Source organism: Imperialibacter sp., from assembly GCF_040222815.1.
Lineage (GTDB): Bacteria > Bacteroidota > Bacteroidia > Cytophagales > Cyclobacteriaceae > Imperialibacter.
In genome coordinates this window covers 133,208-159,507 of record NZ_JAVKCH010000053.1, presented here as the reverse complement: position 1 = coordinate 159,507, position 26,300 = coordinate 133,208, and the positions used below count along the sequence as shown (strand labels likewise).

Sequence of the window (26,300 nt, the reverse complement as noted above, 5' to 3'; positions counted from 1 at the left end):
AACCATGAAAACTAGCTACAAAATTTTTGCGCTTTGCTTGGGACTCTTCACCATTGCTTTTGGCAACCTTCTCGCCCAGGACAAACCAAGCCCTGCTGCGTCAGTATCAGAAAAGATAAAGAGTGGAGCCACCGTATCAATCAATTACAGCTCACCTGCTTTGAAGGGCAGAACAATGGGGAAAGACGTGGAGCCAATGGAAGGCAAGGTATGGAGAGCTGGGGCTAACAACGCCACTGTATTCGAAGTTGACAAAGATGTAAAAATAGAAGGCAAGGCACTTCCGGCTGGAAAATACGCATTTTTTACATTGAAAAACGGTGACGACTGGACACTTATCTTCAACAAAACCTGGGACACCTGGGGCGCTTTTGACTACGAAAAAAATATGGGAGAAGATGCTCTGCAAGTAAGTGTAAAGCCGAAAAAAGCTGCAACTGCCTCCGAAAGGTTGACCTACACGATAGACAAGTCGGGCAAAGTGAGCCTGCTATGGGGCGACCTGGACGTTTCGTTCAACGTAAAATAATCAGACCGAAATCAACAGTAAAAAGCGGGCAGGGCTCGCTTTTTTTTTGTTTTGTCCAGTAGGGATGCAAAGGACTATAACTGTTTATTCCTTAAATTGATGGGGCGAGGGTATCCGGCGTTCCGTCGGCCTACATTTACTCCAAGCTTATCCTATGACAAAAGCGCTATTTTTCCTGACAGTTTTGGTGCTTTTGGACGGATGCTCCAAAGTTGATCCGATGGAGGAGGCCATCAATAGAAAGAATGTTGAGGTCAGTGGCGTCTGGGTTTGGGTAAACACAAAGTACCCTACACCTTTTGGTGCTATCACCGTTAGCACGCTAAAAACAGGTATTCTATATAAGGTGCTTATCTCTGGTAAAAACGCCGAGGTTTTTCGTGAAGACCGCCTGGTTCAAAAGTTTAGCTTCGAGATAAGACGTGCCAACGAGGAGTACTTTCTTGACATTTTAACCAAGCAGGAAATAGAGTACTCAGCTATCGATATGCTGGGCGGCAAGATTTCGCTCGACAAGAAAGACCTCACTTTGTCATTTCAAAATAACACTTTCAAATCGGACATGCTGCTCAGCAGAGTAGAGATTTTCTAGCCCATGCTTTCAGTTGTTTGTGCGATTATTATAAGTGGGTCAAAAATTTTGGTGACGAAACGTCCTGCTCACAAAAAAGAGGGCCTCAAATGGGAATTCCCCGGAGGCAAGGTTGAACCGGGAGAAACAGAGCAAGAAGCGCTCACCCGGGAAATCAGAGAAGAGTTGTCCATCGAGGTGAGTCCCATTGAGAAAATTGGCACCGTATCCATAAAGGTGCCCCGCATCGACCTGACGGCCTGGAATTGCCGGTGGATAAGCGGAGACGTCCACCTTACCGAACACCTGGCTTTTGACTGGGTAGAAGTGCAAGACCTGAAGGCAATAGACTTGAGCGGCGCAGATGTGCTACTTATCCCCCAAATAAAATCTTATATCGAAGATTTTCTGTCGTAAAAATATTATTCTGTAAATTCTGAAATTTCAAAACTATGTACTGATTTTACAGAAAACATAGTCAGTCTAGTTTGAATCCTCCTGATAGTTCCGTAACTTATACTTCCTGATTTATCCAGGCTCATTATATAACCTATCATATCACTTAAACAACTGACAATGAATTTTACTCCCCCAAAAGATACTGGTACTACCAGGACTGTCGAACCCATTAAATACGCCCCCGTTACCGACTACATGGTCAAGGATGTCTTCACTTTTCATCCAGATCAAAATATTCAGGAAGCCATCGACCTTATGTTGGACAAGCGGATATCTGGCGGCCCTGTGTTGAATGACGTCGGCGAGTTGGTAGGAATGCTTTCGGAAAAAGACTGCCTGAGAATTATTATTGATTCTGCTTACCATAATCACCCAAATCACGAGGGGAAAGTAAAAAATTACATGTCGAGAAAAGTGAAAACCATGGATGTTGATAAAGACATTTTTGATGTGGCCAATGAGTTTCTCACTACTCATTTTCGCAGGTTTCCTGTGATTGACAGCAAAGGTGTGCTGAAAGGCCAGATCAGCAGACGGGACATCATGAAAGCAGCAAGAGATCTGAAAGGCACCACCTGGTGAAACTTGATTGGTCTTAAATATGTATTAACTAACCCCTTCATGGGGTTTATTTTTTTGAATGGGTGGATAGAATTGGTGAAGAGTTGTAAATTGAGTTGATATTATGAAAGAGGCAAAAAGCATCATTGAGGCATACAGAAAAGTTAATTTTTCAACTCAAAAAGCTGCGCTGGCCACTGTTATGCGTGTGCATGGCTCGTCATACAGAAGGCCGGGTGCGAGAATGCTAATGACGGACGACGGACGCTGGACAGGTGCCATCAGCGGTGGCTGCCTCGAAGGTGACGCACTCCGCAAGGCCCGTCAGGCGATTCTTAGCAATCGCCCGTCGCTTGTTACTTACGACACCATGGACGACAATAGCGCCACCAGCCTGGGCGTCGGCCTCGGCTGCAATGGCATTATAGATGTGCTCATAGAGCCCATCAATGAACTGGATATTTTCAACTCTATTCATCTCCTTGAAAAGTTCGTGGAGAAAGGTGAGCTGGCTGTGATGGCCACAGTGTTCGACTCCTCCATCCCTGAAAATCCGTATCAGGGGCAAAGATTTTTACTCAATGGATTGGGTGAAAAATACAGTACTATCGGCCATGCAAATTTAGAAGCGCTCATCGCTGCCGATGCTCAAAAAGCATTTGTGGCCAACCGCCCGGCCATCTGCCAATACACAGTGGACGAGGCCATGGTAGAAGTGCTGGTAGAAACGCTGCACCCCGGCATTCAGTTGGTGGTCTTTGGCGGCGGTTTCGATGCGGCACCAGTGACCTCGATGGCGAAAAACCTGGGCTGGGCAGTGACAGTGACCGATGACTGTATCGCTCACCTCGGTGCTAAGCGTTTTCCTGATGCTGAGAATGTGACCCTCTGTCAGCGAGACCACGTGTCTACTGATATCATATTCAAAAGATTCAGCGCTGCCATTCTTATGTCGCACAATTACAAGTACGATTACGCCGTGCTCAAAGAGCTGATCAAAAACCCACCGGCGTACCTGGGCATTATGGGCCCCAAGAAGCGTTTCGATAAAATGGTTGACCAGTTGAAGGAAGAGGGTATTTACCCGGGAGATGCCTGGGCAGCTACCGTTCACTCACCCATAGGTCTTGACCTGGGTGCAGAAACACCCGATGAAATTGCATTGTCGGTCATTGCCGAGATTCAGGCATTTTTCAACAATTCCAAAGGTGGCTACCTGAAACACCTTGACGGCCCCATACACGACCGCAGCGCCTACGACGACCGACTGTTAAACAATATTTATGAGCAGCTCAATGCCTCAAGCTCCAAAAAAGGCAAAGCTTAGCATCGTTCTGCTGGCGGCAGGCTCGTCTTCCCGGCTAGGGCAGGCCAAGCAGTTGCTACCGTTCAAAAACTCAACCCTGGTGCGCCATCGTGTCACAACAATTACGCAAGCGCTTGCAAACGAATACAATGTTTTTGTCGTCACTGGTGCCAAACGGGAAGAAATTTGCAAAGAACTGACTGGTCTTTCGTACACCGAAGTTTACAATGACCAGTTTTCCGAAGGTATGAGCACCTCGATAAAAGCAGGACTGAGCTTCCTTCCACCAGATGCTGAAGCCGTCATGTTTCTGCTTGTGGATCAGCCGTTTGTCTCGGAAAAACACCTCTCAGAAATGGTCGGTAAATGGCTCAACGACCAAAGTAAAGTCTTAGGTGCGGCCTATTCCGGAATCATTGGTGTTCCGGCCATTTTCCCCCGCAGCTATTTCGAACAGCTGTTGTCGCTGCAGGGTGACCAGGGTGCCAGGAAAATTCTAAAGAATTTATCTGACGCCGAAATCGTTAGCTATCCCCTGCCTGAGGCAAGTATAGACCTTGATACGCTGGAGGATTTGAAGGCTATTGGGCTTTGATCCTGCAAAAGTTTCGCTCCATTCTCGACTTAAGCCGTCTTTTTATAGTTCAAAATTGCCAGTCCGTTGAGCAACAAAGCATAAGCGAAGATCACGGCGAAGAAGAACCTGGTCTCCTGCCAGCCAGCGCCTTTGAGCATTACAAGCCGCACAAACTCTATAAAATACCGGATAGGGTTGAACAAGGTGATCGTTTGCGCCCAGCCAGGCATATTTTCGATGGCGGTGAAGAGTCCACCCATTAGGATGAAAACGACCAAGAAAAACCAGGCAAGGAACATGGCCTGCTGCTGTGTGTCAGTAAGCGTGGAAATCAACAGGCCAAAGCCAAGAATCAAAAGCAGGTAGACAGCTGAAAAAGCATAGATAAGCCCTACGCTACCTACAAACGGGATATTAAACACTACTTTGGCCACGATAAGGCCAATTGATAACACCATGAGGCCAAGCAGCCAGAAAGGCAAAAGCTTGCCAATCACAAACTGGTATTTCTGAATGGGCGTCACATTGATCTGCTCGATTGTCCCGATCTCTTTCTCCCTCACGATGTTCATTGAGCTCAAAAATGCACCGATCATCGTGACCAAAAGCACCAAAATGCCGGGCACCATAAAGGTCTTATAATTGAGTTCCGGGTTGAACCAGAAAGACGACTCGACGTTGATTACCTGCCGGGCAGTGGGTTGACCACCGGCCACCACTCTCATTTGCAGCGCTGCCACCTCCCGCTGATTATAGTCGCCAAGGATTCTACCAAAGTAATAGTTGGCCAGGCCGGCTTTGGTGCCGTCAATGGCATTCACAATCACCTGCAACTGCTGTGGTTCCTTCCGAACCAGCTTCTTTTCCATGCCCGCCGGTATTTCCACCACCAGATCAGCCTCGTTTTTGTCGAGCGCTGCTGCCGCTTCCGCATGGTCGAAACCAGTGCCCGCTATGGTAAAGTAGCCAGAGGCCGTTAAGTCACGGTAAAGCTGACGGCTGGCACTGCTCTGGTCATTGTCCATCCAATACACCTTCAGGTTTTTGATTTCGAAGTCGGCAGCATAGCTTAAAACAATCAGCTGCAATACCGGCATCACAAACAAAATGGGCAGGTTCGTTTTATTCCGGAAAATCTGCAAAAATTCTTTCTGTATGAGGTAAAGAATGATTCTCATGGCGTTTTCATTTTAACCAAGTCTGACATTGAATTTCTTGATGCTTACTCCAATAAAAAACACTGTGAAGCCAATCAAAATGAGGGTCTCCTTCCAGAAATAGGCTATGCCCACTCCCTTCAGCATAATGGCTTTTTCGATCACAATGAACCACCTGGCAGGAATAATGTGCGAGATAATTTGCAAAGGCAAAGGCATATTCTCAATCGGAAAAATGAACCCTGAGAGCAGGATCGTTGGCAGCATCAGCCCCATGAGTGAAAGCAAAAGAGCCGTTTGCTGTGTTTGAGCCACCGTGGAAATAAGGATGCCCAGCGACAACGCCATAATAATAAAAAGCATGATCTCGGCCAGCAAAAGCGGCACACTTCCCATAATAGGCACTCCAAACACATACCTGCCGAGCAAAAGGACGACCACCGCATCAAGGAATGCCAGGCTGAAGTAGGGCACCACCTTGGCAATAATCACCTGACCGGGGTTCATAGGCGAGGCAAGCAATACTTCCATTGTGCCCGTTTCCTTTTCTCTGGCTATCGAAATGGATGTCATCATGGCCGATACCAGCATGAGCAAGATGGTAATAAGGCCCGGAACAAAAAGAAACACGCCTTTTAAGCTCGGATTATACTGTAGTCGCACTTCAGCACCCACAAGAATGGGGGGCTGACCGGGCTGATTCAGTTCCAGTTGAAAATTCTGGATGATGGCAGTGGCGTAATTAACCAATGTATTAGCCATGTTTGGGTCGGTGGCGTCGGCCAGTAGCTGCACCGAAGCTCTTCCTTCATGTTGGAGCTTGTCCGCAAAGTCAGGCTCGACCACCACAGCCATCTTGATCCTTCCTTCCTTGAATAGCTGCTCAACGTCGCCAATGCTTTCAGCCTGCCCGTCGGGAAGAAAGTATCCTGAAGCAACCAGCTTATCAGTCAACCTTCGGGACACCTCATCGTTCGACTGATCGAGGATGGCTATGTGGGCATCTTTGATCTCATTGGTAATGGCATAGCCAAAAAGCAGGATTTGCACCACAGGCATTCCGAAGAGTATCAGCAGCGTTCGCTTGTCTCTGAAGATGTGGTAAAACTCCTTTCGTATAAGTGAAGTCAGTCTTTTCATAATGAAATGCTATCTTCTTTGGGGCATCCTATGGACGGGCCACCTTAATGAATACTTCGTTCATGGTTTTTACACCATATTTCTTTTTTAAGCCTTCAGGCGTATCGTAGGCCTCCACCCTGCCATCCACCATCATGGAAATCCTGTCGCAGTATTCTGCCTCGTCCATGTAGTGAGTGGTGACAAACACAGTTATGCCGTCGTGAGCTGCTTCGTAAATCATTTCCCAAAACTGTCGCCTGGTGATGGGGTCTACTCCCCCTGTAGGCTCATCGAGAAAAACGATCTTGGGGTCGTGAAGAATGGCGATAGAAAAAGCCAGTTTTTGTTTCCAGCCCAATGGCAGGTCTTTCAGAAGCTTACCCTCCACTTCGTCGAGCCCTAGTCTTTTTATAAGCCTTTCTCCTTTTTCCTTCCACTGCTTTCTCTTCAAACCATAAATGCCTCCATAAAACCGGATATTCTCTTTGATGGTCAGGTCGTCGTAGAGCGAAAACCGCTGACTCATGTATCCGATGGATTTTTTGATCTGGTTTTGCTGCTTGAACACATCGAACCCAGCTACCATCGCCTTACCAGAAGTGGGACTAAGTAAGCCTGAGAGCATTTTCATAGCAGTGGTTTTGCCAGCGCCATTGGCTCCAAGAAACCCGAAGATTTCTCCCTGCTTCACTTCTAGTGAAATGGAGTCGACGGCCTTAAAAGTGCCGAACCTCTTGGTTAAGTTTTCTACTTCTATGATAGAATTGCTCATGCCGCTACATGTTGATTCATCAGGGCAATAAAGCAGTCCTCGATATCTGGCGCCACCTGCACTATTTCCCAGTTCTCCATCCCCTGATCGTTGAGGTATTTGGTCAGCTCTTCATTTGTCAGCTTGCCCTTGTCCGACACCACGTGGATGTTTTCGCCAAAAGGATACACCAGCGTGGCATGCTCCAGCATTCTAAGCGACGAAAGCATGTTATACTTTTCGTTTGTTTTGATAGCCAAAAGCGAATAGGCATAAGCATCCGTAATTTTTGCCGGCGTATCCACAGAAAGAATGCGGCCGTCTTGCATAAGCGCCACTCTGTCGCAAAGGCTGGCCTCGTCCATGTAGGGAGTGGATACCAAAATGGTCATCCCTCGTTTTTTCAGCATCTGAAGAATCTCCCAAAACTCGCTTCTCGAAACGGCGTCTACACCAGTGGTGGGCTCATCGAGGAATAGTATTTCAGGGCTGTGCACCAGGGCACAGCAAAGGGCCAGCTTTTGCTTCATTCCACCCGATAGTGCTCCGGCCCTGCGTTTCCTGAATGGCTCTATTTGGGAATAGATGTACCTGATATTGTCATAATTCTCTTCCAGCGTTGTGTCATAAATGGAAGCAAACAGATTGATATTTTCTTCAATGCTCAGGTCCTGATAAAGAGAAAAGCGACCGGGCATATAGCCCATTTTCTTGCGAACTGAGGCGTAGTCTCTGGTTACATCAATACCCAAAACATTTACTTCGCCGCTATCGGGCAGCAACAGCGAAGACATGATCCTGAAAAGTGATGTTTTGCCAGCACCATCGGGGCCAATTACCCCGAACAGCTCTCCTTTTTTAACATTCAGAGAAATTTCTTTTAATGCCTCCACATGGGCATAGGTTTTCACCAGGTTCTTTACAATAACTGCATTTTGATTTTCCATGACCTTAGAATTTAACCTCACCTGGCATTCCTATTTTCAACGCCCCATCGTTGGGCACCACTACTTTGATCGCATATACCAAATTGACCCTCTCTTCCCTTGTTTGGATAATCTTTGGTGTGAACTCGGCGGATGACGAGATCCATGATACAGTACCTTCATTCTCTTTCAAATTACCATCGCTGCCGTCAGTGAGCACTCTCACCTTCTGGCCAATTTTGATGGAGGCCAACTGCGGCGCATCTACGTAGGCCCTCAGTGTCAACTCCTTCAGGTCGGCGACTTTGAACAGCGGCTTGCCAAAAGTGACTATTTCACCTGCTGCAGCATATTTTGACAGCACTGTTCCTCCCAGCGGGCTTGCCAGCACACTGCGTTGAATCTGGTCTTCTATTTGCTCTATCTGCACCTCCAGAGGAGCCAACTCAGACAACAAGCCTCTGTTGGCTGTGCTTAGCTGGCTTTTGGTGGCGTCAATTCTATTGTTCAGCACCTTCAACTCCCCGTGCAGGTCGTCACGCTGCTTTGCAGTCGCTGCCCCTTCGGCGAACAGCTTGTCCACCCGTTTGATCTCCCTTTCGAGGTTCTCCTTCTGCTCAAGCAGTACATCAATTTGTACCTTTTCATTTTGAAGCTTACTTCTTATCGCTTGCTTAGCGGCCATAAGTTGCTTTTTCTTCAAATGAAGGCCAAGGGTGTCGACTAGTCCAATGGCAGCGCCAGCCTTTACCTCGCTGCCCTCCTCCACCTTTAGCTGCAGGAGTTTGCCTGTGGCTTCCGAAGAAACCAGCACTTCGGTCGCTTCAAAATTGCCATAAGCATCCGACCTCTCTTCGCTTTTGTTGCATCCTGCCAAGCCTATCAGCAGTAATGCGCTTGCTGTGTATGTAAAAATTTTCATTTTTATAGATTCTTAAAGATTTCCTGTAAGTGTAAAGTATTGTACCTGATACCATGCCTTGTCGATTTCGTGCATGCGAGCTGTAATCTTTGCCCTTGTAAGCTGATCCAGCGCAGTGATGTAGTCGGAAGAGGTGACAGTTCCGCCTTCGAGCCTGGCAGCATATTCCCTGACAATTGACTCCTGCAACCTGACGATCTCAGCGTCTCTTTTCATCACCTCGTCAGAGGCCAACCATTTCTTTCTCCATTGCAGGGTGCCATTTTCGAATTGGCTCATGGCGTCGCTGCGGCTGTTTTCGAGCAGCTGCTCCTGAATTTGCAGCTCTTGCCGTTCCTGCTTGCTGGCTCCCCAGTCGAATAGTGGCCAGTAAAGCCTTACGCCGGCCATATAGAAGCCACTCAGGTCAGTTTTAAAAAAATTATACGGGTTGGGGCTACCAAAGCCGCCTCTGGCAAAAGCACTTATTTTGGGTTTGGTTTTGGCGGCGATGAGCTCCCCAGCCTGAGAAAGCACAGTTTTCTGCTCACTCAAATAGCTGAGCTCCGGCCGGTTGATCGTTGCCTCACCATCCAGTGGAATGGTGCCTCCGGGAAGGGTCAATACTGCATCTACCGAGAGAGGCTGCCCAAGTTTGTCGGCCAGCATGGCTACAAGCCCTTCCTTTTCGGCCTCCGCAGCCACAAGCTGTTGTTCAATAGAAAGAATCTCCTTTTCGAAGGCGAACTTGTCGCTCTGCAAAAGCACCCCGGTTGAAAATCCGGCATCAATCACTTTCTTTCGCTCCAGCAAAGTGTTCCTCGCAGCTTCCAGGTTTTTTTCAGCTTCCTGAATCCTGAGGATGCCAAAATACAAGCTGTTCACAGACTCTTTTACCTTGTACAGATCAACCTCCACTTTCTGCTGATTGGCTGCCAGCTCTCTTTTGGAAGCTTCCCTCGACTGCCGAACCATGCCACCGTCGTAAATACTTTGCTCAATCCCCAGTGTAGCCTGGTACTGGCTTTTTGGAATTTCCGGCGTTTCAGCACCCGGAATACTGAAAGGCAGCGAAAACACATCACTCTGATAGCTCCACTGCCCATTTACGCTTACTTGTGGGCGATACGCCAGGCCCAGTCGCTCCTCTTTGGATGCAGCCAACTCACCATAAAGAGCCGCCTGCCCCGAAAGGGGTGTATGCTGAAGCGCCAACTCGTAGCAGCCCTGCAGGCTGATGGTTTCCTGGGCGTAAACCCCGGCCACCATCGCCATTGCACTCATTGTTAGTACAAACCTTTTCATCTGTATAAAATTTACTTTTTAGAGGCCAGATGGAATAGCCTGCACCATTACGGAATAGATCGTAGTCTGTTGACTGGTTATTCATTCCGTTGGGTAGGGTATTCCTTATGGCTATTTCATATTATTCGTTTGTTGATTTGTCAGTTAAATAGTTCCAGATGATCACCGGAACTTCCTTTTTTCTTCTCTCAAGAAATTTGTTATAGTCTTCTTCACTAAGTCCGAAGACCGGCCTGAGAATAGGCTTTGCAATGACAGGAAAAACGCACAGCCCCATAATGGAACTAATCAGATCCACCGGCTCAATAGGCCTAATCGTACCCTTATCTGCCTCCGCTTTCAATTGCGCATTCAAACCCGAAGCCACTTGTGAAATTTGCGAGCCAATTTTCCCAAACAGCTTTTCAGGGTTTCTTGAGATTTCGTTGATGACAAAGAGAGGCATAAAGGGATTGTTCTTCATCAGTTCAACATAGTGCTCCACAAACTGCATCACCTTTTCCTTTAGAGGCATCTCCTTCCCAAGAATACCAAACAGCGCCGGGCCATTTGACTGGAGCGTCTCCATGAAAACCCTTTCGAAAAGCAAGTCCTTTGATCTGAAATAGTAGTGCAGCAATGCTTTGTTGATGCCGGCCCGGTCAGCAATTTCCTGCATTCTTGCCCCCACCATACCCTGCTGAATGAATACTTCTCTGGCAGCTTCCAGTATCTTCCTTTCTGTGCTTACGTCCTTCGTCATGCTTCAAATGTACGAATGATTAACCGAAAGGTTTAACCATTTGGTTAAATTTTTTGGTTAATTTCCTTGAGGAGCATTTATCTAATTGAATTACAATGCTTTACAGATATTCTAAGTTTTCTGCCAAAAATAGATTAGATTAATCTTTTAATAATTTCTGATGTCGGACAAAATACTCACCAGGCCCTGGACGGAATTTGAGCTCAAGCAAAAGCTTGCCAAAATGCCCGTGCTCCCTGAGTACAAATTGCTTATTCAGGTGAGGGAAATTCTTCTGGACAGCCGACTGGCCAATGAAAGACTCGACACACTCATTGAGCTGATCGAAAAAATACCTCTTCACAGGTCGCTGGAAGAGAAAGAGATTTTTATCGACCACTTGCAGGAGGTGTTGGTGGATGTGCGCCTTTCATCAGAGCTAACGGGAAATGTTGTGAGGCTACTGAGAGCAATAGAAAATCAGTCGTGAACTTTTCACGGCAATCTTTAAATACTTTGATCACAATAAGAGCTACTTCGAGTCAGGCTTAAAAGCCCTATCTCCATGGTTTTTTCCTGATATTTTCGTATTTTACTAGTGAAAAAAAACAACAGGGTTGAGAAGATATTTTGAAAGCTTTTCTAATTTTCCGACCTGAAAAATCAAAGCAGTACCTAACCAAGACAAAACACTCCAGCCGGCCTGGAATGACAAATGGAAACTCGTGACTTACACCACAAGGTGATCCTGAAAACAGGACCCAACCAGGCTTATGAAGCCATTATTGACCCAAAAAAACACAGCGACTTTACAGATAGCCCCGCAGAAAACGACGGAAAAGTAGGCGGAGAACACAGCGCCTTCGATGGCTACTGTTTTGGTGAGAACCTGGAGCTTTCCTATGGAAAGCGCATTGTTCAAACCTGGCAAGCTGATGAAGACGAATGGCCAGAGGGTCATTTCTCCAAGGTCATCTACGAGTTTACGGCAGTTCCTGGCGGAACGCTTCTTACTTTCAAACAGCTTGGTGTGCCCGAAGAAGTGGCCGACAGCATTGACCAGGGTTGGATCGACTACTACTGGGAGCCACTGAAGGCGTATTTTGAAGACTAGTATCGTTGATGAGGACAAGCTTTCCATCGAAAAAAGGGCCGATTGTGGGTTTAATATACCTGGGATTGATCTGTTTGCTGTTTTTCCTGATGGGCCTTCCGGCGATAAGAAGTGGGAATCTTATCTTACTTTCCATTTGGCTGCTCATTCTGGGAGTATTCGGAATCACATGGTTTGGCATCCGCTATATCATTGAAGAAGGGAACTTGATGGTTAAGATCGGCCCCCTCATTGAACGAACAATTCCCATCGGCGAGATTTTAACTATCCATAGAAGCTATGAATTGCAGAGTTCGTCCTCCGGCCCCTCGCTGAAAAAATTGAAGGTAAGGTTCAAGGGTGGGCACGCTTTGATTACCCCAGGGCGGGAAGGAGAATTTCTGGCGGAACTGAAGGCGGTAAATCCACAAATATTTATTGATTTGGAAACAGCCACCATGCTTTAAGCTGGCCCCAGCAGGAGTTTGAAATTCGTCGAGGCTGCCCCCTGCCTACTTTGTTTCAATCAAGAACACTATTCTAGCCATAATTCCGTACTTTTGCCCCTTCTCTTTTTAAGCATGGATTTAACACATTTGACGGCCATATCTCCTGTTGACGGTCGCTATAGAAAACAAACGGCCTTGCTGGCTCCCTACTTCTCAGAATGGGGCCTTATTCGCTACAGACTACAGGTAGAAGTCGAATATTTCATAGCGCTTTGTGATATACCACTGCCCGCCCTTGGCTCTTTTCCAAAAGCTAAGTATGCCGAGTTGAAAGCCATCTATAAAGATTTTTCAGAGAAAGATGCGCTGGCCATTAAGGAAATAGAGAAAACGACCAACCATGACGTGAAGGCGGTGGAATATTTTATCAAACAGAAGATGGATGCTGCCGGCCTTTCAGCCTATAAAGAATACATCCATTTTGGTCTCACCTCGCAGGATATTAACAATACCGCCATTCCTCTAAGCCTGAAAGAGGCTCTGCAAGAAGTTTACCTGCCCAAATTGAATGAAATAATTGCCTCCCTGGCAGCTATGGCTGTAGATTGGGAGAAAATACCTATGCTGGCAAAAACTCACGGGCAGCCCGCTTCGCCTACCCGTCTTGGTAAAGAAATCAGGGTGTTTCAGGTACGGTTGGAGGAGCAGATAAACGGATTGAAAAACATACCGTTTGCGGCTAAATTTGGAGGTGCTACCGGCAACCTCAATGCCCACCACGTGGCCTTCCCCACCTACGACTGGGCTGAGTTTGCCAACGGTTTTGTAAGCAATAGCCTGGGATTGAAAAGAAGCTCTCCCACTACCCAAATTGAGCACTACGACCACATGGCAGCTCTTTTTGACGGGCTCAAGCGCATCAACACCATCCTGATCGACTTTTCAAGGGACGTGTGGCAGTACATTTCCATGAACTACTTTAAACAACGCATCAAAGCAGGTGAGATTGGCTCATCGGCCATGCCACACAAGGTGAATCCCATCGATTTTGAAAATGCAGAAGGAAACCTGGGAATGGCCAATGCCATTTACGAGCACCTTTCAGCCAAGCTGCCGATTTCAAGGCTGCAACGGGATTTGACGGATTCAACAGTGCTGAGAAATATTGGCGTGCCAATTGCTCACAGCTATATTTCTCTGCTTTCGCTGGCAAAGGGCATTGGCAAGCTTGAGCTTAATCAGGCAGCCATTGACGCCGACCTGGAAGACAACTGGGCAGTGGTGGCCGAGGCTATCCAAACCGTGCTTCGCAGGGAAGGCTTCGCCAATCCGTACGAAACACTGAAAGCGCTCACCCGCACCAACACCAAGATCACCAGGGAAAGCATCAGCACTTTTATTGATAAGCTGGAGGTAAGTGAAGACATAAAAAAAGAGCTGAGATTAATCAGCCCTTTCAGTTTTACGGGAATATAAGAAGCTATTGGCTGTTGGCTTTTACTAATAGCCAACGGCTTTCTACAATTCCCTGATTCTGATATTGCGGAACCACACTTTGTTGCCGTGGTCCTGCAAGGCAATCTTGCCGGTGGATGATTTCCCGAAAGCTTCCCACTTGGCGAACTTGCTTTCGCTGACCATTTTATCCCAAACGGGGCCGCTGGTAGGGTATTCAACCACTTTCTTTCCATTCATGTAGTGAGTGGCCTTTCCGTCTTTGATCACCAGTTTTACTTTGTTCCATTCCATCGCTGGCTTGTAAGCTGAGGGGTCGCTGGGGGGGATCATGTCGTACAGAGACGTCGCAAGGCGGTTACCATTTTTACCCTGCTTTGCATCTGGATGGCGTTCGTTGTCAAGCACCTGCATTTCAGGGCCTGTGTAGTAAGGAGCGTTGTACTTGGCGTCTTCTATGCAGTGGAACATGATACCGCTGTTTCCTCCTTCAGAAATTTTCCACTCAAGCTCTAATTCAAAATCGCCGTAGTCCTTGTTAGTAACCAGGTCGCCAGCGCCACCGGCAGTCAGCACAATGGCACCATCTTCCACCTGCCATTTCGGATCAACTCCTGATTTGTTGTAAATGTGCCACTGATCGATGGTTTTTCCATCAAACAAAGAAACCCACTTTCCTTTTTGCGCATTGGCAGCAAAGGAAAAAGAAAGCATCACCATAGCCACGACGCTTAAGCTTTTCATTACTTTATTCATATTGATGTGTTTTGTGCCCAAAAGGCGTTGTTCAACTTCAAAACCCTAAGTAGAAATGATTTTATTTTTTTACCTAGTGAATATACCTAAATGTACCGAATGAATGGCACATGGTCAATTTTGGCTGTGAAGCGAACCAGATCAAAGTGAGACTGCTTCGATATTAAGTGCCTCCGGAGCTGAACTATCTCCAATAAAGTCGCCGGTATTCACACGGCAGTCTTCGATCCTGTGCTTTAGTATGAGTTTCCAAAAGGGTGACCGTCGAAATACCAATCCCGTTTTCACAAAGAAGTTGTTGGTCATCTTCTTCCACATAGTTTCGTAGCCTGGCTGGCCCTCCTTTAGCAGTACATACTCAAAGCCCATCTTGTGCGTTTCCTGCAGGGCACAGGGGTTCCCATACAGCACTCCTTTTGTCTCTGTTATGATAATATAGCGAGGGTATTCTTGTTTTGGGAAATCCTTTTTTGCGTCGTTTTTCTTTTTTTGCTTCAGCACCCATGAAGGGGAATCCTTGTCTATGGGCTTTTCTTTCGACTGCGCAGTTGCCATGCGTAAGCTTCCCAGAAAGAAAGCTGTAGTCAGTATTATTAAAAGAATAGGGAGCCTAAGACGCATGGTTTCGAATATACTGGTTATTCCACTCAATCAATATTTCCTTATTTCGATTCCAAGCTGGTTTGGGTTTCGAATCTACTATATTTGCAGGCATTTCGGAACCAGATCGCTATAGTTTTGAAGCACATCATTAGTTTTTTGCTACGGACAGTACCCAGAAAATACCTGCAGCTTTTCAGCCATTGGGTGCTCAAGGTGGTCTCCATCTTCTACATTGGCAACAAAGTGGAATGCCCGGTATGTAACGCCCACTTCCGAAAGTTCTTGCCCTACGGCAGGCAGTCCCGTGAAAATGCACTCTGCCCCAACTGCCTGGCCCTGGAGCGGCACAGGTTGATGTACCTGTTTCTCAAGAATAAGACCGACTTTTTTACCGATAAGTTGAAAGTGCTTCACGTGGCCCCGGAAATCTGCTTTATTGAGGTATTTGAAAAAGTTCATAAAGACGACTACACCACGGCCGACATAGAATCGCCTTTGGCGAAGGTGAAGATGGACATCCATCAGGTGCCGTTTGACGACAACACCTTCGACGTAGCGTTTTGCAACCACGTGATGGAACATGTAGACAGCGACCTGAAAGCAATGAGCGAGTTGCACAGAGTGCTGAAGCCTGGCGGGTGGGCAATTATCCAGGTGCCGTTCTTTTATCCGCTGGAGGAGAAAACGGTTGAAGACATCACCATCACCGACCCAAAGGAGCGCTACCGCAGGTTTGGGCAGGACGACCACGTGCGGAAGTATGGCAAGGACTATGCGGAAAGGCTGGCAAGCGCCGGGTTTACAGTTGATGCCAATGACTATGTGAAGGAATTACCAGACGAAGTAGTTACCAGGTATGCACTACCAAAAGACGAGACAATTTTCTTTTGCAAAAAGGCATAAGCTACTTGTAAAAGGTGTCAGCGAACCCAAACTTAGGCTTTCTTCTCAGTACATACACCTCGAAACCTGCCTTTAAGAAGCCCAACCCATACCCCACCAGCTGCACAAAAGCAGCGGGTACTGACAAGATTCCAGCAGGCAACCCATTTTTGATTGCTGAGTCAATAAGAATGAAGGCGGAATAGATCAAAAGAGGAAGGAGTCGGTTGGCATTGAACAGCAGGGCCCATACAGCCAGAAAAATGACTGCGACAGCAAACAATGCCGGAAAGGTGTGCACGGCCTTTGTAGAGCCAGGGTGCAGCAAATGCAGGTGGATTCTTGCCACGCCTGAGTTGAACACCTGTTTGTAAAACTGCCGGAAGTTGCTTCTGCGTTTGTGATACACCCAGGCCTCTTCCACCAACACACCCTTCGTTCCCGCTTTTTCTGCTCTCAAACTCAGGTCAATGTCCTCACCAAATCGCATGGGCCTGAAACCTTCAATTTTTTGGAAAAGCGTGGCTTCAACGCCCATATTAAAGCTTCTGGGCTTGTAAGCTTCCATCGCCTTCTTTTTTCCACGGATACCACCCGTGGTTAGAAAAGAGGTCATGGAATAGTTGATGGCCTTTTGAGTGGCAGAAAAATCGGAGGCAGCCTTGTCGGGCCCTCCAAACAACGAAGGAAGCTTTGGCATTGCTTCCAGCGCAGCTACATAGCCTGGCGGCACTATCACATCCGAATCCAGGAAAATAAGCCATTCACCTTTGGCCTGCGAAGCACCATTATTTCGGGCAGCTCCTGGTCCGGCATTGGGTTGAAAAAGGTAGGTCAGGTCTAATTTTCCAGTGAAGGTGTCCACCACTTTGTCGGCCTTTTGTTCCGAGCCATCCTCCACAACGATCACCTCAAAGTGATCTGCCTGTTGGTCACATAAGCTGGAGAGAAACTCCCTGAGTTCGTCCGGCCGATTGTAGACCGGTACTATAAAAGAGTATTTGGGCTTAGCCATAGGCCAAAGCTATAAACCTGACCTCTCAATGACCAGATAATCTTCATTCTTATTACTCGTGATTGTCATCATTTCGGCTAAGAAGCCAGCCAGGAACAGCTGAACGCCTACAACTACGGCCAGCAGAGCAATATAAAACAACGGCTGATCGACAATTTCTCTTACAGGGAGCTTAAGCCTGAGGTTGTTCCACTTTTCCAGCGCCATAAAGCCGGTAACGCCGGCTCCAAACACAAAAGTGAGTGTGCCCAGAGTGCCGAAAAAATGCATCGGACGACGCTTGAATCTGGTAACAAAGGAGATAGAGAGCAGATCAAGAAAGCCGAAAATGAAGCGTTCCAGTCCAAACTTTGTGCTACCGTATTTTCTGGCGTGATGCAGCACCTCTTTTTCGCCTATGCGTGAAAACCCGTTCCACTTGGCGATAAGTGGGATGTATCGGTGCATTTCGCCGTATACCTTGATGTTTTTTATCACCACAGACCTGTAGGCTTTCAGGCCGCAGTTAAAGTCGTGCAGCGGAATGCCCGACATGATGCGGGTAACTCCATTAAAAAATTTGGATGGGATGGTCTTGCCAATCGGGTCGTGCCGCTTCTTTTTCCACCCCGACACCAGGTCGTAGCCATCTTCCGTGATCATGCGATAGAGCTCTGGAATTTCATCTGGGCTGTCCTGCAGGTCGGCGTCCATGGTGATGACCACTTTGCCCTCCGCTACCGCAAAGCCTTCATGCAGGGCAGCGGATTTGCCGTAGTTTCTGTTAAATCGTAAGCCTTTGATACAACTATTGCCAATGCCAAGCTCCTGGATAGTTACCCAGCTGGCATCGGTGCTCCCATCATCCACCAGTATCACCTCGTAGGTAAACTGGTTTTCCTTCATCACTTTTTGTATCCATTCACACAATTCCTGCAATGATTCCTCTTCGTTCTTAAGAGGAATCACTACAGAAATATCAGGCTTATCTTCTGTCATTAAACTTCAAGTTGCGGATCGGTCTTTTTTGTTATGGCAGACACAATCAGGCTCAATATAAAGCCGAAAAACAAAACGCCCACTATGCCAAAGACAAACATCATTCCCGGATTCAAAAAATTCTCCGTCATTGCCATCGCCTGATCAATCTGCGCATCTGCCATGCCTTGCTCTTCCATGTCGTATCTCGCCTTTTCCATCATGGTTTCTATAAATGATGGGTCAACAAAGGTTATGTATATGAAACTGAAAACGGAGCTAATTACCCCACCAACCAGTGATATCCAAAACCCGACTCCCAGGCCCTGGCCAAATGAAAGGAATCCGTCTCCGTCTTCTTTAAATTTTTTATGAGCTAGAAAGATGATAACTGCTAAAAAAATGTAATTGATCCATGACGCCCATGATTCAAATACCAGCCCGGTCAATTGAAGGACAAGGCCATAAATAATCATCACCACACCAGCAATAACTCCGTATTGCAGACCTACTCCTCTAGTTGTTACTTGTTGTTCCATGGTTTTTAGTTTTTAGGTTTTGTTCTGAGAATCATAGAGAGGATAATGGTAAAAAGCAGACCAAAAACCGTTTTTTGCAGAAAAGCTTCGAAGGAGATTTTGATAGTGGTGGTAGCACCTATACTCCGAATCATTTCATCATAGCTCTCCTGCCCAACATCTTTAATAGTCTCAGCCTTTTCACTATCAGCACTCTTTAAAGCATTAGTGACAAAGTCTGCTAAAAGATTACAATCGTAGTACTCCAAAAACATCCAGGTAAAAAGCCCCACGATACTTGCAATCACAATATAGCAAAAGAATCCGACGGTCATCCCTTCCCAGAAAAACATGATTTTTCCATTGTGAACATCACGAAATTCTCTGATGGCCGAAAATAAAAACAGTGCCAGCAACACTTTGTCAATCACATTTTCGGCAAACAGGGGATTATCGCCCAACAGGTAGATCACGATGAAAAGAACAATCATGACAAAAGCGCCGATTGTCCCATACTTAAGGGGCACTTTGATCAAAGGATTCTTCATGCCTTCTTAGTTGGTGGTTTGAACAAGACCATTATTGGAAACTGCTGCCACCATACCGGTCAGCTCTTTGCCAAAAAAGGGATTGTTGATCGATTTGCTGAGGTTGGTTTTCTTATCGAACGTCCACTTGGCGGATGTATCGACGACTGTCAGGCAGGCATCAGCGCCAACCTCCAATGCAACCGGTTCCAGGCCAAGCACCTTTCGTGGCCCGGCGAAGACAGCGGGCAGCGACTGCTCCAGCGAAAGCTCGCCTTTAATGTCCAGTTGGTTGAGCACTGGCCAGAGGGTTTGAAGCCCGGTGATGCCAAATTCTGCCAGGTCAAATTCCAGCTTTTTGCTCTCCTCGTCTTGCGGCTCATGCGCCGACACAATGGCGTCGATGGTGCCTTCCTTCACTCCGGCGATCAGTGCCTTCCTGTCCTTTTCGGTGCGGAAGGGAGGTGATACTTTATAGTTGGTATCGAAAGTGCTCAGGTAGGTGTCGTTGAAACAAAGGTGGTGTGCCGACACATCGCAAGTCACTGCCAGGCCACGCTTTTTAGCCTTTTTTATCATATCCACAGCCTCGGCGGATGACACCTGCGAAAAATGGATCTTCCCGCCGGCGTATTCCAATATTCTCAAGTCACGCTCCACCATGATGGTTTCACCAGCTACAGGCACTCCTCTCATGCCCAGTCTTGTGCTTTGCACACCTTCATGCATCACACCAAATTTTGCCAGCCACTTGTCTTCTGCCCTGTTCATCAACACACCATGAAGTGGCTGAAGATATTGCAGTGTTTTCAGCAGAATATCCGTGTTCCAGATTGGGTCGTGTCCATCGGTAAAAGCTGCGGCACCTGCATAGTGCAGGTCTATCATTTCACTCAGCTCCTCCCCTTTGCGCCCAAGCGTAACCGCTGCCATTGGATGCACCGTTGTTACTTTGCCCCGCCCTTTCGACTTCAGGTATTCGATATCGTTCTTCGTTTGTATGGTGGGGTGGGTATCTGGCAGCAGGCACACGTCAGTAAAGCCTCCGGCCGCAGCGGCTTTCAATCCGGAAGTCAGGTCTTCTTTGTGCTCCATACCCGGGTCGCAAAAATTAGCCCGCAGATCGAACCAGCCTGGCGTTACGATCAAGTCTTTGCCTTCAATGACTTTTGCGCTGCTGGCAGTTTCCTTCAAGCCCAGATAGTCGATTTTCCCATTTTTTACGGAAAGGTGGACTTTTTTCAGATGGAATTCCGAGGAGGGGTTGATCAGTTTTACACCTTTCAGGTATAGGCTACTCATAGGAAACGAAGTAATAAGACCTCAATAAGTAAAAATGCTAACGCCAAAATTAAGGCATATTTCCACAATTCCTTTCCATTGAAGCGTTCGTTCAAATTCTTTTCGAGATCTTCCGGTGAGAGCACATTGATAATTTCTTTTTTCTCCACCGTGTTGAACAACTCCAGCACCGACTCTTCCGACAAAGGTTTGAGTTGCGATTCTCCTTTCTCCAGATTGAACGCCAGCGCATCTACCAGTTCGTCCCTGAACTTCACGTCGTAGTAGCCAGCCTGCATCATAAACCTGGGCAGTTCCAGCCTTACATTGGCCCCCACCGACTGCTGACCGGGCACAATTTCCTGCCCATTGCCACTGAGCTTGTACAGATCGCTATCAGTTACTTCCGACCCATTGACGGTGAGCAGTATTTCATCAAGTGTATAGTAAAGGCGGCCCTTTGTGCTTCGGGCACCGATAGCCATTTTGTACATAATAGGAACAAATAGGGCGTTGTTGGAAAACGTACTGCTGGTGGGTACAAGAGAGGAGGCCAGCAGGTACAAAACGCCAGACGAGGCATTTGTTCTCGTCAGATAGGGGGTGCCTGACCTGTATTTCAGCAAATGATCGCCATTGTTGCCCCAGCTCATTTGCATGGCAGCGGCAGGCATTTCCATTTTGTCAGCAGAGGCCTCAAAAATGTTCTTAAAGAATGGGTTATTGAGATCGGGTTGAGCAATTTCCTGCAGATTGGTCTGCACACTTTGCCTGAGGGCACTGTAAATATTTGTCCACCCGCCATCAAAACTTTGGGATGATGGAATAATTAAAACCGTCCGTCCATTGTCGAGAGAGCTCTTGATAAAGGCTTCCAGCCCGCTATTCAATTGATCAACCTCATTGATTACCAGCAGCTCAGCATCTTCAAAGCTTCCGTAGTCAATATTGCCAGCATCGAAGGACTGCAAATCGAACAAAAGCTCGTTGGCAAACACCCGGCCAATGGCAGAAGAGGCTGTCCTGCCCCGAATCTCCATGATGCGCACCCTGGGCGACTGATTCAGCGTCAGGTAAAACTCATTGTCGAAAAGAATAGGGAAGTCGTCGATACTGAGATGGCACCGATTGAAATCTTCCAGCGCCATGTTGAGTTCAAATGAAAGGGTCGTTTGCCCGTTGGGTACCAGGTCGGTGGTGAGCGCCCCCACCTGAATATCGTTGACAAAAAACTTCACCGGCATATCGGTTTTTATTTCTTCGCCCGTATTGCGTAGCGAAACAAAAAGGGTATTGGTTTGACCCTCGATCAGGAAAGGGCTTTCAAGGTATACCGTGTCGATAAAGATATTGGCGGAAACAGGAAAGGCGATGGGCACCAACTTAAAATTATTGACGGAGTCGCCATCCGATACCGGCTGCTCAGGGCTGTAGGCAAAGTCGCTGATCCAGTAAATGTCTTTTTCCGTGGCGCCCAGCTCCATCCGGCCAACGATCTCATCGGGCGATCTTACGATGGATGAGTAGCTCAGCTCGGTAAGCAATTCTTCGACATCCACCTTGCTTTTCGCATGATTAGAAAACGGCGCAAAATCGTTGGTAATAAGCTGAAAGCGAGTTTCTCTTGGGTAAGCCTTGAGCACTTCACTGATCATGCCAATGCTTACGTCCAGCCCGGGAGCTTCAGTGCCGGTCAGGTTGCTCATGCTCTGCGAGTTGTCGAGGTACAGCACCACGTCGCCGCTCAGCTGCTTGCCGTCGTTGGAAGGCATGAAAGGCTGGGCAAAAGCCATGACCAGAAAAAAGACGGTCGCAAGTCTCGAAAACAACACCAGCCAATGCTTCAATTTCAGTTTGGAGCTGCTCGTCTGCTTCACATGCTTGAGCATGTTCACATTGGAGAAATATATTTTTTTCGCCCTGCGAAAATTAAACAGGTGAATGAGGATCGGAATAGAAAGTGCAAGAAGAGCCCAAAGGAATTGAGGAAATAGAAAATTCATGAAATGACTGTCTTCTTCTTTTTGTTAATCTCTAAACGGAATCCAAAGTAGAAGGATTGCCGATGATTTGGAAAGATAATGGAAAGCTTTGTCATATTTTTTCTATCAAGGGTATTAAGCCCTAACTTTAAGGTATGAACAGTCGGTGGCACGTAAGCTTCTTAACCCTCATTGGCCTGATTACTAGTCAGCTACTGAGCATTGGTGTGCTGGCGCAAAGTATTCCCACCGACCTTGGTAACTTCAGTGAGTCGCTCAGGAAAATTGAGTTAGAAAACTACGACGGCCAGCCCTATTCTCTTTCATCATTTGAGCACCAGAAGCTCACACTTTTGATCCTTATGGCGCACGATTGCCCCATCTGCCAGCAGTACACAGGCAAGTTCAGGGAGCTGGCGCAAGTAGATGGGCTCAGCGTGGTGGGCATTGCTCCCAGCGAAGGAGAAACCAAAGAAACCGCCGGTGCCTTTGCTGCCAAATACAAATTCGACTTCCCTATTCTGCTCGACAGCCACCAGGTGGTCACCCACATTCTGAAAGCCAAAGTGACTCCTGAAGTTTTTCTTTTTAATCAAACGGGCGACCTGCTCTACAGAGGCAAAATAGACAATTGGTTTTATGAGTTGGGCAAATACCGAAATGTAATAACCGAGCACTACCTCGATGATGCCATTGCTGCTGCTTTTGCAGGCAAAGCCATCAACCCAAACAAAACGGAGCCTATTGGCTGCATGCTCAACATGAGCATGAAACACCACTAAGTCAGGAGCAAACAGCCCTCAATTGCTTCTTTATGCTTACCGCAAACCTGTTCAGGGAAATCGACTGTTTCATTGTTGCTGTCCTAAATTTGTTTTGCCTATTTTCGCTCATCAAAACAAGCACAATCAACTATGAGTCAATACAGTAAATGGTTTCACCCCTATAAATACGATGCTAAATACAAGAAGAAGGTAGCCTACTTTAGCATGGAATTTGCCATTGACCAGGCACTGAAAATATACTCCGGTGGTCTTGGGTTTCTGGCAGGCTCGCACATGCGCAGTGCTTTTGAGCTAAAACAAAACCTGGTAGGCGTCGGCATACTGTGGCAGTATGGCTACTACGACCAAACCCGCAACATGGATCAGTCGCTGGGCGCTGTTTGGACAGAGAAAAACTACAGTTTTCTGGAAGATACGGGCATCATCGTCGACGTTCCCATTTTCGATAATGGCAGCGTAAAGGCCAAGGCATATTGCCTCAAGGCCGACACCTTTGGCAGTGCACCTATCTATCTGCTAAGCACAGATATTCCTGAGAACGACTACCTGTCCCGCACGATTACCCACAGGCTTTATGAGGACAATGAGCTCACCAGAGTAGCCCAAAGCATGGTGCTCGGCGTGGGTGGCTACAAGGTGATTGAGGCGCTGGGCGGTGCCGATATTTACCATCTAAATGAGGGCCACGGACTGCCGGCCTTCACTCACATGTATGCGCAGGCAGCCGCCGACAAGAAGAAGCTGAAGACCCAATGCGTTTTCACCACCCACACACCGGAAAAGGCAGGAAACGAAGAGCATTCTCTTGAGTTGCTCAATAAAATTGGCTTTTTCCCAAAAGGCTGGAAGCAGGAAGAAGTGGACTGGATCACAGACAAATCCGGCAAAGTGAGCTACACGGTGGCTGCATTGCGGCTGGCCAAAAAAGCCAATGCGGTGTCAAAAATCCACGCCAAGGTGTCGAAAGAAATGTGGGGCACTTTTAATGATACGTGCGAAATCATCCCTATTACCAACTCACAAAACGTGAGCTACTGGGCCGATAAAGAGCTGAACGCCGCCCTGGAGAAAAATAATGACAAGGCTTTGATAGCCAGAAAGAAGGAGATGAAAAGCGAGCTCTTCAAAATTGTGGCCGATCAGTCGGGCAAGCTGTTTGACCCAGACGTGCTCACCATCGTTTGGGCGAGAAGGTTTGCCGCCTACAAAAGGCCGGATCTGCTGCTCAAAGACTTCGACAGGTTCCGCAAGCTGGTAACCAATACAAAAAGGCCTGTTCAGATAATTTGGGCAGGCAAGCCCTACCCCAAAGACTACGGCGCCATCGACATCTTTAACCACCTCGTGAGGGTGTCCAAAGAGTTTGCCAACTGCACCGTGCTGACAGGGTATGAATTGGCACTGAGCCGGTCACTGAAAAACGGCAGCGACATTTGGTTGAACACCCCCAGAAAGCCCAGAGAAGCTTCAGGCACCAGCGGCATGACAGCCAGCATGAATGGCAGTGTGAATTTATCGATTCAGGATGGCTGGATTCCTGAGTATGGCAAGCATGGTGTAAACAGCTACCTGATTCCTGATGGCACCGACTTCAACGACCATCCAAAGCTGGATCAGGAGGACTTTGAGGGGATGTACAAGATCCTTGAAAAGGAGATTCTTCCTACTTACTACGACAAACCAGACAAGTGGCTGGAAGTGATGAAAAGCAGTATGAGGGATGTGGTGCCGTATTTCAGCAGCCACAGAATGGCGGACGAGTACTACGAAAAGCTTTATTCTTAAAGCAATAGAGGCAGTTGATTGGATCAACTGCCTCTATTTTTACTGTTGAGTCTTAAAAACCTTTAAGGCACAAACACAGCCTCAAGCACTGGCGATGCATCCTTTTTGCCAAGCGCTTTCAGCACTTTGAAATGGCTCGCCACTGCGTCCCGAAGCCTTCGTTTTGACTTATATGGATACCCGAATTCCTCCGACGTTTCTTTGACAATCTCGGATAGCTTGTCATAGTGTACGTGGCATATATTGGAAAAAAGATGATGCTCCACCTGGTAGTTCAACCCCCCTACATACCAGGAGAGCAACTTGTTGTGCTGAGCAAAATTTGCGGTGGTGTGGAGTTGATGCACTGCCCAGGTATTGTAGATATTGCCGGTTTCGTCAGGCACAGGATATTCGGTGCCCTCCACCACATGCGCCAGCTGGAAAACTACTGCCAGAATAAAGCCAGCTATGTAGTGCATCACAAAGAAGCCTATCAACACATGCCACCAGGCAAATGGCAGCACCAGCATGGGTATTGCAATAATATAAGTGTAGTATACGATTTTGGTAAATATCAATACTGACCACTCCTTCAGCTCTGTCGTCTTTTGTTTTTTGATCTGGCCGGCTCTTTTGTACCTGGTCAGGCGCTCAAAGTCTTTGAACACAATCCAGATAAACGACAGAAGGCCGTAGAAAAACCACGCATATATAAACTGAAATTTGTGGAAGGGCTTCCAGTCGGTGTGGGGACAAAAGCGAAGTACACCACGTGGTTCAATGTCTTCATCGGTTCCATCGACGTTGGTGAATGTATGGTGCAGTACATTGTGTTGCACCTTCCAGTTGAATGCATTGCCGCCCACCATGTTCAGAGAATAGCCGAGCAGCGTGTTTACCCATTTCTTCTTTGAATAGGCGCTATGGTTGGCGTCGTGCATCACTGACATGCCAATGCCCGCAAGGCCAAACCCCATAACGGCACTCAGTGCATAAAACACATAAAGGCTTGAGAAAGAACCTGCAACAATGACTGCGTAGGGGCCGAAATACAGCGTAAACATGGCAATAGTCTTGAAGACCATGGCCGTGTTGGCATTGCGGCTAATGTTTTTCGTTTTGAAGTACTGGTTGACTCGGTGATTGAGAGTAGTGAAAAAGTCGTACTCCTTCGACACAAATTTAATGGATTGGCTCATGTAGCTTTTATTGGTGTTTAAGTGACCTTCGCTAGAATGAGTGATCCAATGAAGAGCAACGAAATGAAATAAGATAAAAGGAAAACTGCTGGTAAGAACGAAAATAATTTGGGACGGTATCTGCAATATACCCTTTATAACCGGG

General features: G+C 47.2%; 29 protein-coding genes. 13 read left to right on the top strand and 16 right to left on the bottom strand.

What is annotated here, in order from left to right; all coding sequences use genetic code 11:
* Positions 1 to 4: 4 nt before the first annotated feature.
* From RIF36_RS25735 to RIF36_RS25710, 6 genes are all read left to right on the top strand, one after another.
* Positions 5 to 529 (top strand): DUF2911 domain-containing protein, encoded by a 525-nt coding sequence (locus RIF36_RS25735; RefSeq protein ID WP_350125881.1) that lies wholly within the window; start codon positions 5 to 7, stop codon positions 527 to 529.
* Positions 530 to 683: 154 nt separating this feature from the next.
* Positions 684 to 1,121 (top strand): hypothetical protein, encoded by a 438-nt coding sequence (locus RIF36_RS25730; RefSeq protein WP_350125878.1) that lies wholly within the window; start codon positions 684 to 686, stop codon positions 1,119 to 1,121.
* A gap of 3 nt (positions 1,122 to 1,124) precedes the next feature.
* Positions 1,125 to 1,517 (top strand): (deoxy)nucleoside triphosphate pyrophosphohydrolase, encoded by a 393-nt coding sequence (locus tag RIF36_RS25725; protein WP_350125875.1) that lies wholly within the window; start codon positions 1,125 to 1,127, stop codon positions 1,515 to 1,517.
* A gap of 159 nt (positions 1,518 to 1,676) precedes the next feature.
* The gene (locus tag RIF36_RS25720) at positions 1,677 to 2,141 is read left to right on the top strand and encodes a CBS domain-containing protein (protein WP_152000656.1); all 465 of its coding nucleotides are present in this window, start codon (positions 1,677 to 1,679) and stop codon (positions 2,139 to 2,141) included.
* A 103-nt stretch (positions 2,142 to 2,244) separates the two neighbouring features.
* On the top strand, positions 2,245 to 3,447 hold the full coding sequence (locus tag RIF36_RS25715) for an XdhC family protein (protein ID WP_350125872.1): 1,203 nt from the start codon (positions 2,245 to 2,247) through the stop codon (positions 3,445 to 3,447).
* Positions 3,404 to 4,021, top strand: a complete 618-nt coding sequence (locus RIF36_RS25710; protein ID WP_350070775.1) for a nucleotidyltransferase family protein — start codon at positions 3,404 to 3,406, stop codon at positions 4,019 to 4,021. The genes RIF36_RS25715 and RIF36_RS25710 overlap by 44 nt, the downstream gene beginning before the upstream one ends.
* 29 nt (positions 4,022 to 4,050) lie before the next feature.
* On the opposite strand, the gene RIF36_RS25705 is transcribed toward RIF36_RS25710, so the two are convergent.
* The 7 genes from RIF36_RS25705 to RIF36_RS25675 all read right to left on the bottom strand — a co-directional run bounded on the left by RIF36_RS25705 (position 4,051) and on the right by RIF36_RS25675 (position 10,907).
* On the bottom strand, positions 4,051 to 5,181 hold the full coding sequence (locus RIF36_RS25705; protein ID WP_350087436.1) for an ABC transporter permease: 1,131 nt from the start codon (positions 5,179 to 5,181) through the stop codon (positions 4,051 to 4,053).
* A gap of 12 nt (positions 5,182 to 5,193) precedes the next feature.
* Complete coding sequence (locus RIF36_RS25700; protein WP_350087430.1) at positions 5,194 to 6,300, bottom strand: ABC transporter permease; 1,107 nt, start codon at positions 6,298 to 6,300, stop codon at positions 5,194 to 5,196.
* 28 nt (positions 6,301 to 6,328) lie between these two features.
* Positions 6,329 to 7,054, bottom strand: a complete 726-nt coding sequence (locus RIF36_RS25695) for an ABC transporter ATP-binding protein (protein ID WP_350070766.1) — start codon at positions 7,052 to 7,054, stop codon at positions 6,329 to 6,331.
* A complete protein-coding gene (locus RIF36_RS25690) occupies positions 7,051 to 7,980 on the bottom strand; it encodes an ABC transporter ATP-binding protein (RefSeq protein ID WP_350125869.1) in 930 nt (309 codons plus the stop codon). Before RIF36_RS25690 ends, RIF36_RS25695 begins: the two co-directional genes overlap by 4 nt.
* Before the next feature lie 4 nt (positions 7,981 to 7,984).
* Entirely contained in the window at positions 7,985 to 8,881 is an 897-nt protein-coding gene (locus RIF36_RS25685) for an HlyD family secretion protein (RefSeq protein WP_350125866.1), read from the bottom strand.
* A 12-nt stretch (positions 8,882 to 8,893) separates the two neighbouring features.
* Positions 8,894 to 10,165: a TolC family protein gene (locus RIF36_RS25680; RefSeq protein ID WP_350125863.1), complete on the bottom strand. Its 1,272-nt coding sequence runs from the start codon at positions 10,163 to 10,165 to the stop codon at positions 8,894 to 8,896.
* A 121-nt stretch (positions 10,166 to 10,286) separates the two neighbouring features.
* Positions 10,287 to 10,907, bottom strand: a complete 621-nt coding sequence (locus RIF36_RS25675; RefSeq protein WP_350070755.1) for a TetR/AcrR family transcriptional regulator — start codon at positions 10,905 to 10,907, stop codon at positions 10,287 to 10,289.
* Positions 10,908 to 11,067: 160 nt separating this feature from the next.
* Here RIF36_RS25675 and RIF36_RS25670 point away from each other — a divergent pair, with 160 nt between their 5' ends.
* The 4 genes from RIF36_RS25670 (at position 11,068) to purB (ending at position 13,904) form a co-directional block, all read left to right on the top strand.
* Entirely contained in the window at positions 11,068 to 11,376 is a 309-nt protein-coding gene (locus RIF36_RS25670) for a hypothetical protein (RefSeq protein ID WP_350087418.1), read from the top strand.
* Between the two features lie 225 nt (positions 11,377 to 11,601).
* The gene (locus RIF36_RS25665) at positions 11,602 to 12,000 is read left to right on the top strand and encodes an SRPBCC domain-containing protein (protein WP_350070749.1); all 399 of its coding nucleotides are present in this window, start codon (positions 11,602 to 11,604) and stop codon (positions 11,998 to 12,000) included.
* Positions 12,001 to 12,044: 44 nt separating this feature from the next.
* Positions 12,045 to 12,446, top strand: a complete 402-nt coding sequence (locus tag RIF36_RS25660) for a PH domain-containing protein (protein ID WP_350070746.1) — start codon at positions 12,045 to 12,047, stop codon at positions 12,444 to 12,446.
* Between the two features lie 114 nt (positions 12,447 to 12,560).
* Positions 12,561 to 13,904 carry an adenylosuccinate lyase gene (purB, locus tag RIF36_RS25655; protein ID WP_350125857.1) on the top strand — a complete coding sequence of 448 codons (1,344 nt, stop codon included), beginning with the start codon at positions 12,561 to 12,563 and terminating at the stop codon, positions 13,902 to 13,904.
* Positions 13,905 to 13,946: 42 nt separating this feature from the next.
* On the opposite strand, the gene RIF36_RS25650 is transcribed toward purB, so the two are convergent.
* Positions 13,947 to 14,627, bottom strand: coding sequence for a 3-keto-disaccharide hydrolase (locus RIF36_RS25650; protein ID WP_350125926.1), 681 nt, complete (start codon positions 14,625 to 14,627; stop codon positions 13,947 to 13,949).
* A 153-nt stretch (positions 14,628 to 14,780) separates the two neighbouring features.
* Positions 14,781 to 15,260 carry a hypothetical protein gene (locus tag RIF36_RS25645; protein WP_350125854.1) on the bottom strand — a complete coding sequence of 160 codons (480 nt, stop codon included), beginning with the start codon at positions 15,258 to 15,260 and terminating at the stop codon, positions 14,781 to 14,783.
* Positions 15,261 to 15,377: 117 nt separating this feature from the next.
* Between RIF36_RS25645 and RIF36_RS25640 the strand changes: the two genes are divergently transcribed.
* On the top strand, positions 15,378 to 16,145 hold the full coding sequence (locus RIF36_RS25640) for a class I SAM-dependent methyltransferase (RefSeq protein WP_350125851.1): 768 nt from the start codon (positions 15,378 to 15,380) through the stop codon (positions 16,143 to 16,145).
* A gap of 1 nt (position 16,146) precedes the next feature.
* On the opposite strand, the gene RIF36_RS25635 is transcribed toward RIF36_RS25640, so the two are convergent.
* From RIF36_RS25635 to RIF36_RS25610, 6 genes are read right to left on the bottom strand one after another with little or no spacing between them, the layout of a single operon-like run.
* On the bottom strand, positions 16,147 to 17,139 hold the full coding sequence (locus tag RIF36_RS25635; protein ID WP_350125848.1) for a glycosyltransferase family 2 protein: 993 nt from the start codon (positions 17,137 to 17,139) through the stop codon (positions 16,147 to 16,149).
* 9 nt (positions 17,140 to 17,148) lie between these two features.
* Positions 17,149 to 18,117, bottom strand: coding sequence for a glycosyltransferase family 2 protein (locus tag RIF36_RS25630; protein ID WP_350090620.1), 969 nt, complete (start codon positions 18,115 to 18,117; stop codon positions 17,149 to 17,151).
* Entirely contained in the window at positions 18,117 to 18,635 is a 519-nt protein-coding gene (locus RIF36_RS25625; protein WP_350070729.1) for a DUF4199 domain-containing protein, read from the bottom strand. Before RIF36_RS25625 ends, RIF36_RS25630 begins: the two co-directional genes overlap by 1 nt.
* 5 nt (positions 18,636 to 18,640) lie before the next feature.
* Entirely contained in the window at positions 18,641 to 19,162 is a 522-nt protein-coding gene (locus RIF36_RS25620) for a DUF4199 domain-containing protein (RefSeq protein WP_350125845.1), read from the bottom strand.
* Between the two features lie 6 nt (positions 19,163 to 19,168).
* The gene (locus RIF36_RS25615; protein ID WP_350125842.1) at positions 19,169 to 20,443 is read right to left on the bottom strand and encodes a dihydroorotase; all 1,275 of its coding nucleotides are present in this window, start codon (positions 20,441 to 20,443) and stop codon (positions 19,169 to 19,171) included.
* Entirely contained in the window at positions 20,440 to 22,425 is a 1,986-nt protein-coding gene (locus RIF36_RS25610; RefSeq protein ID WP_350125839.1) for a vWA domain-containing protein, read from the bottom strand. The genes RIF36_RS25615 and RIF36_RS25610 overlap by 4 nt, the downstream gene beginning before the upstream one ends.
* Positions 22,426 to 22,559: 134 nt before the next feature.
* On the opposite strand from RIF36_RS25610, the gene RIF36_RS25605 reads away from it, so the two are divergent.
* The gene (locus tag RIF36_RS25605) at positions 22,560 to 23,186 is read left to right on the top strand and encodes a redoxin domain-containing protein (RefSeq protein WP_350125836.1); all 627 of its coding nucleotides are present in this window, start codon (positions 22,560 to 22,562) and stop codon (positions 23,184 to 23,186) included.
* A 132-nt stretch (positions 23,187 to 23,318) separates the two neighbouring features.
* Positions 23,319 to 24,974 carry an alpha-glucan family phosphorylase gene (gene glgP, locus RIF36_RS25600; protein ID WP_350125833.1) on the top strand — a complete coding sequence of 552 codons (1,656 nt, stop codon included), beginning with the start codon at positions 23,319 to 23,321 and terminating at the stop codon, positions 24,972 to 24,974.
* Positions 24,975 to 25,036: 62 nt separating this feature from the next.
* Here the strand turns inward: glgP and RIF36_RS25595 are convergent, their stop codons facing one another.
* Entirely contained in the window at positions 25,037 to 26,155 is a 1,119-nt protein-coding gene (locus RIF36_RS25595) for a fatty acid desaturase family protein (RefSeq protein WP_350070713.1), read from the bottom strand.
* Positions 26,156 to 26,300 lie beyond the last annotated feature (145 nt).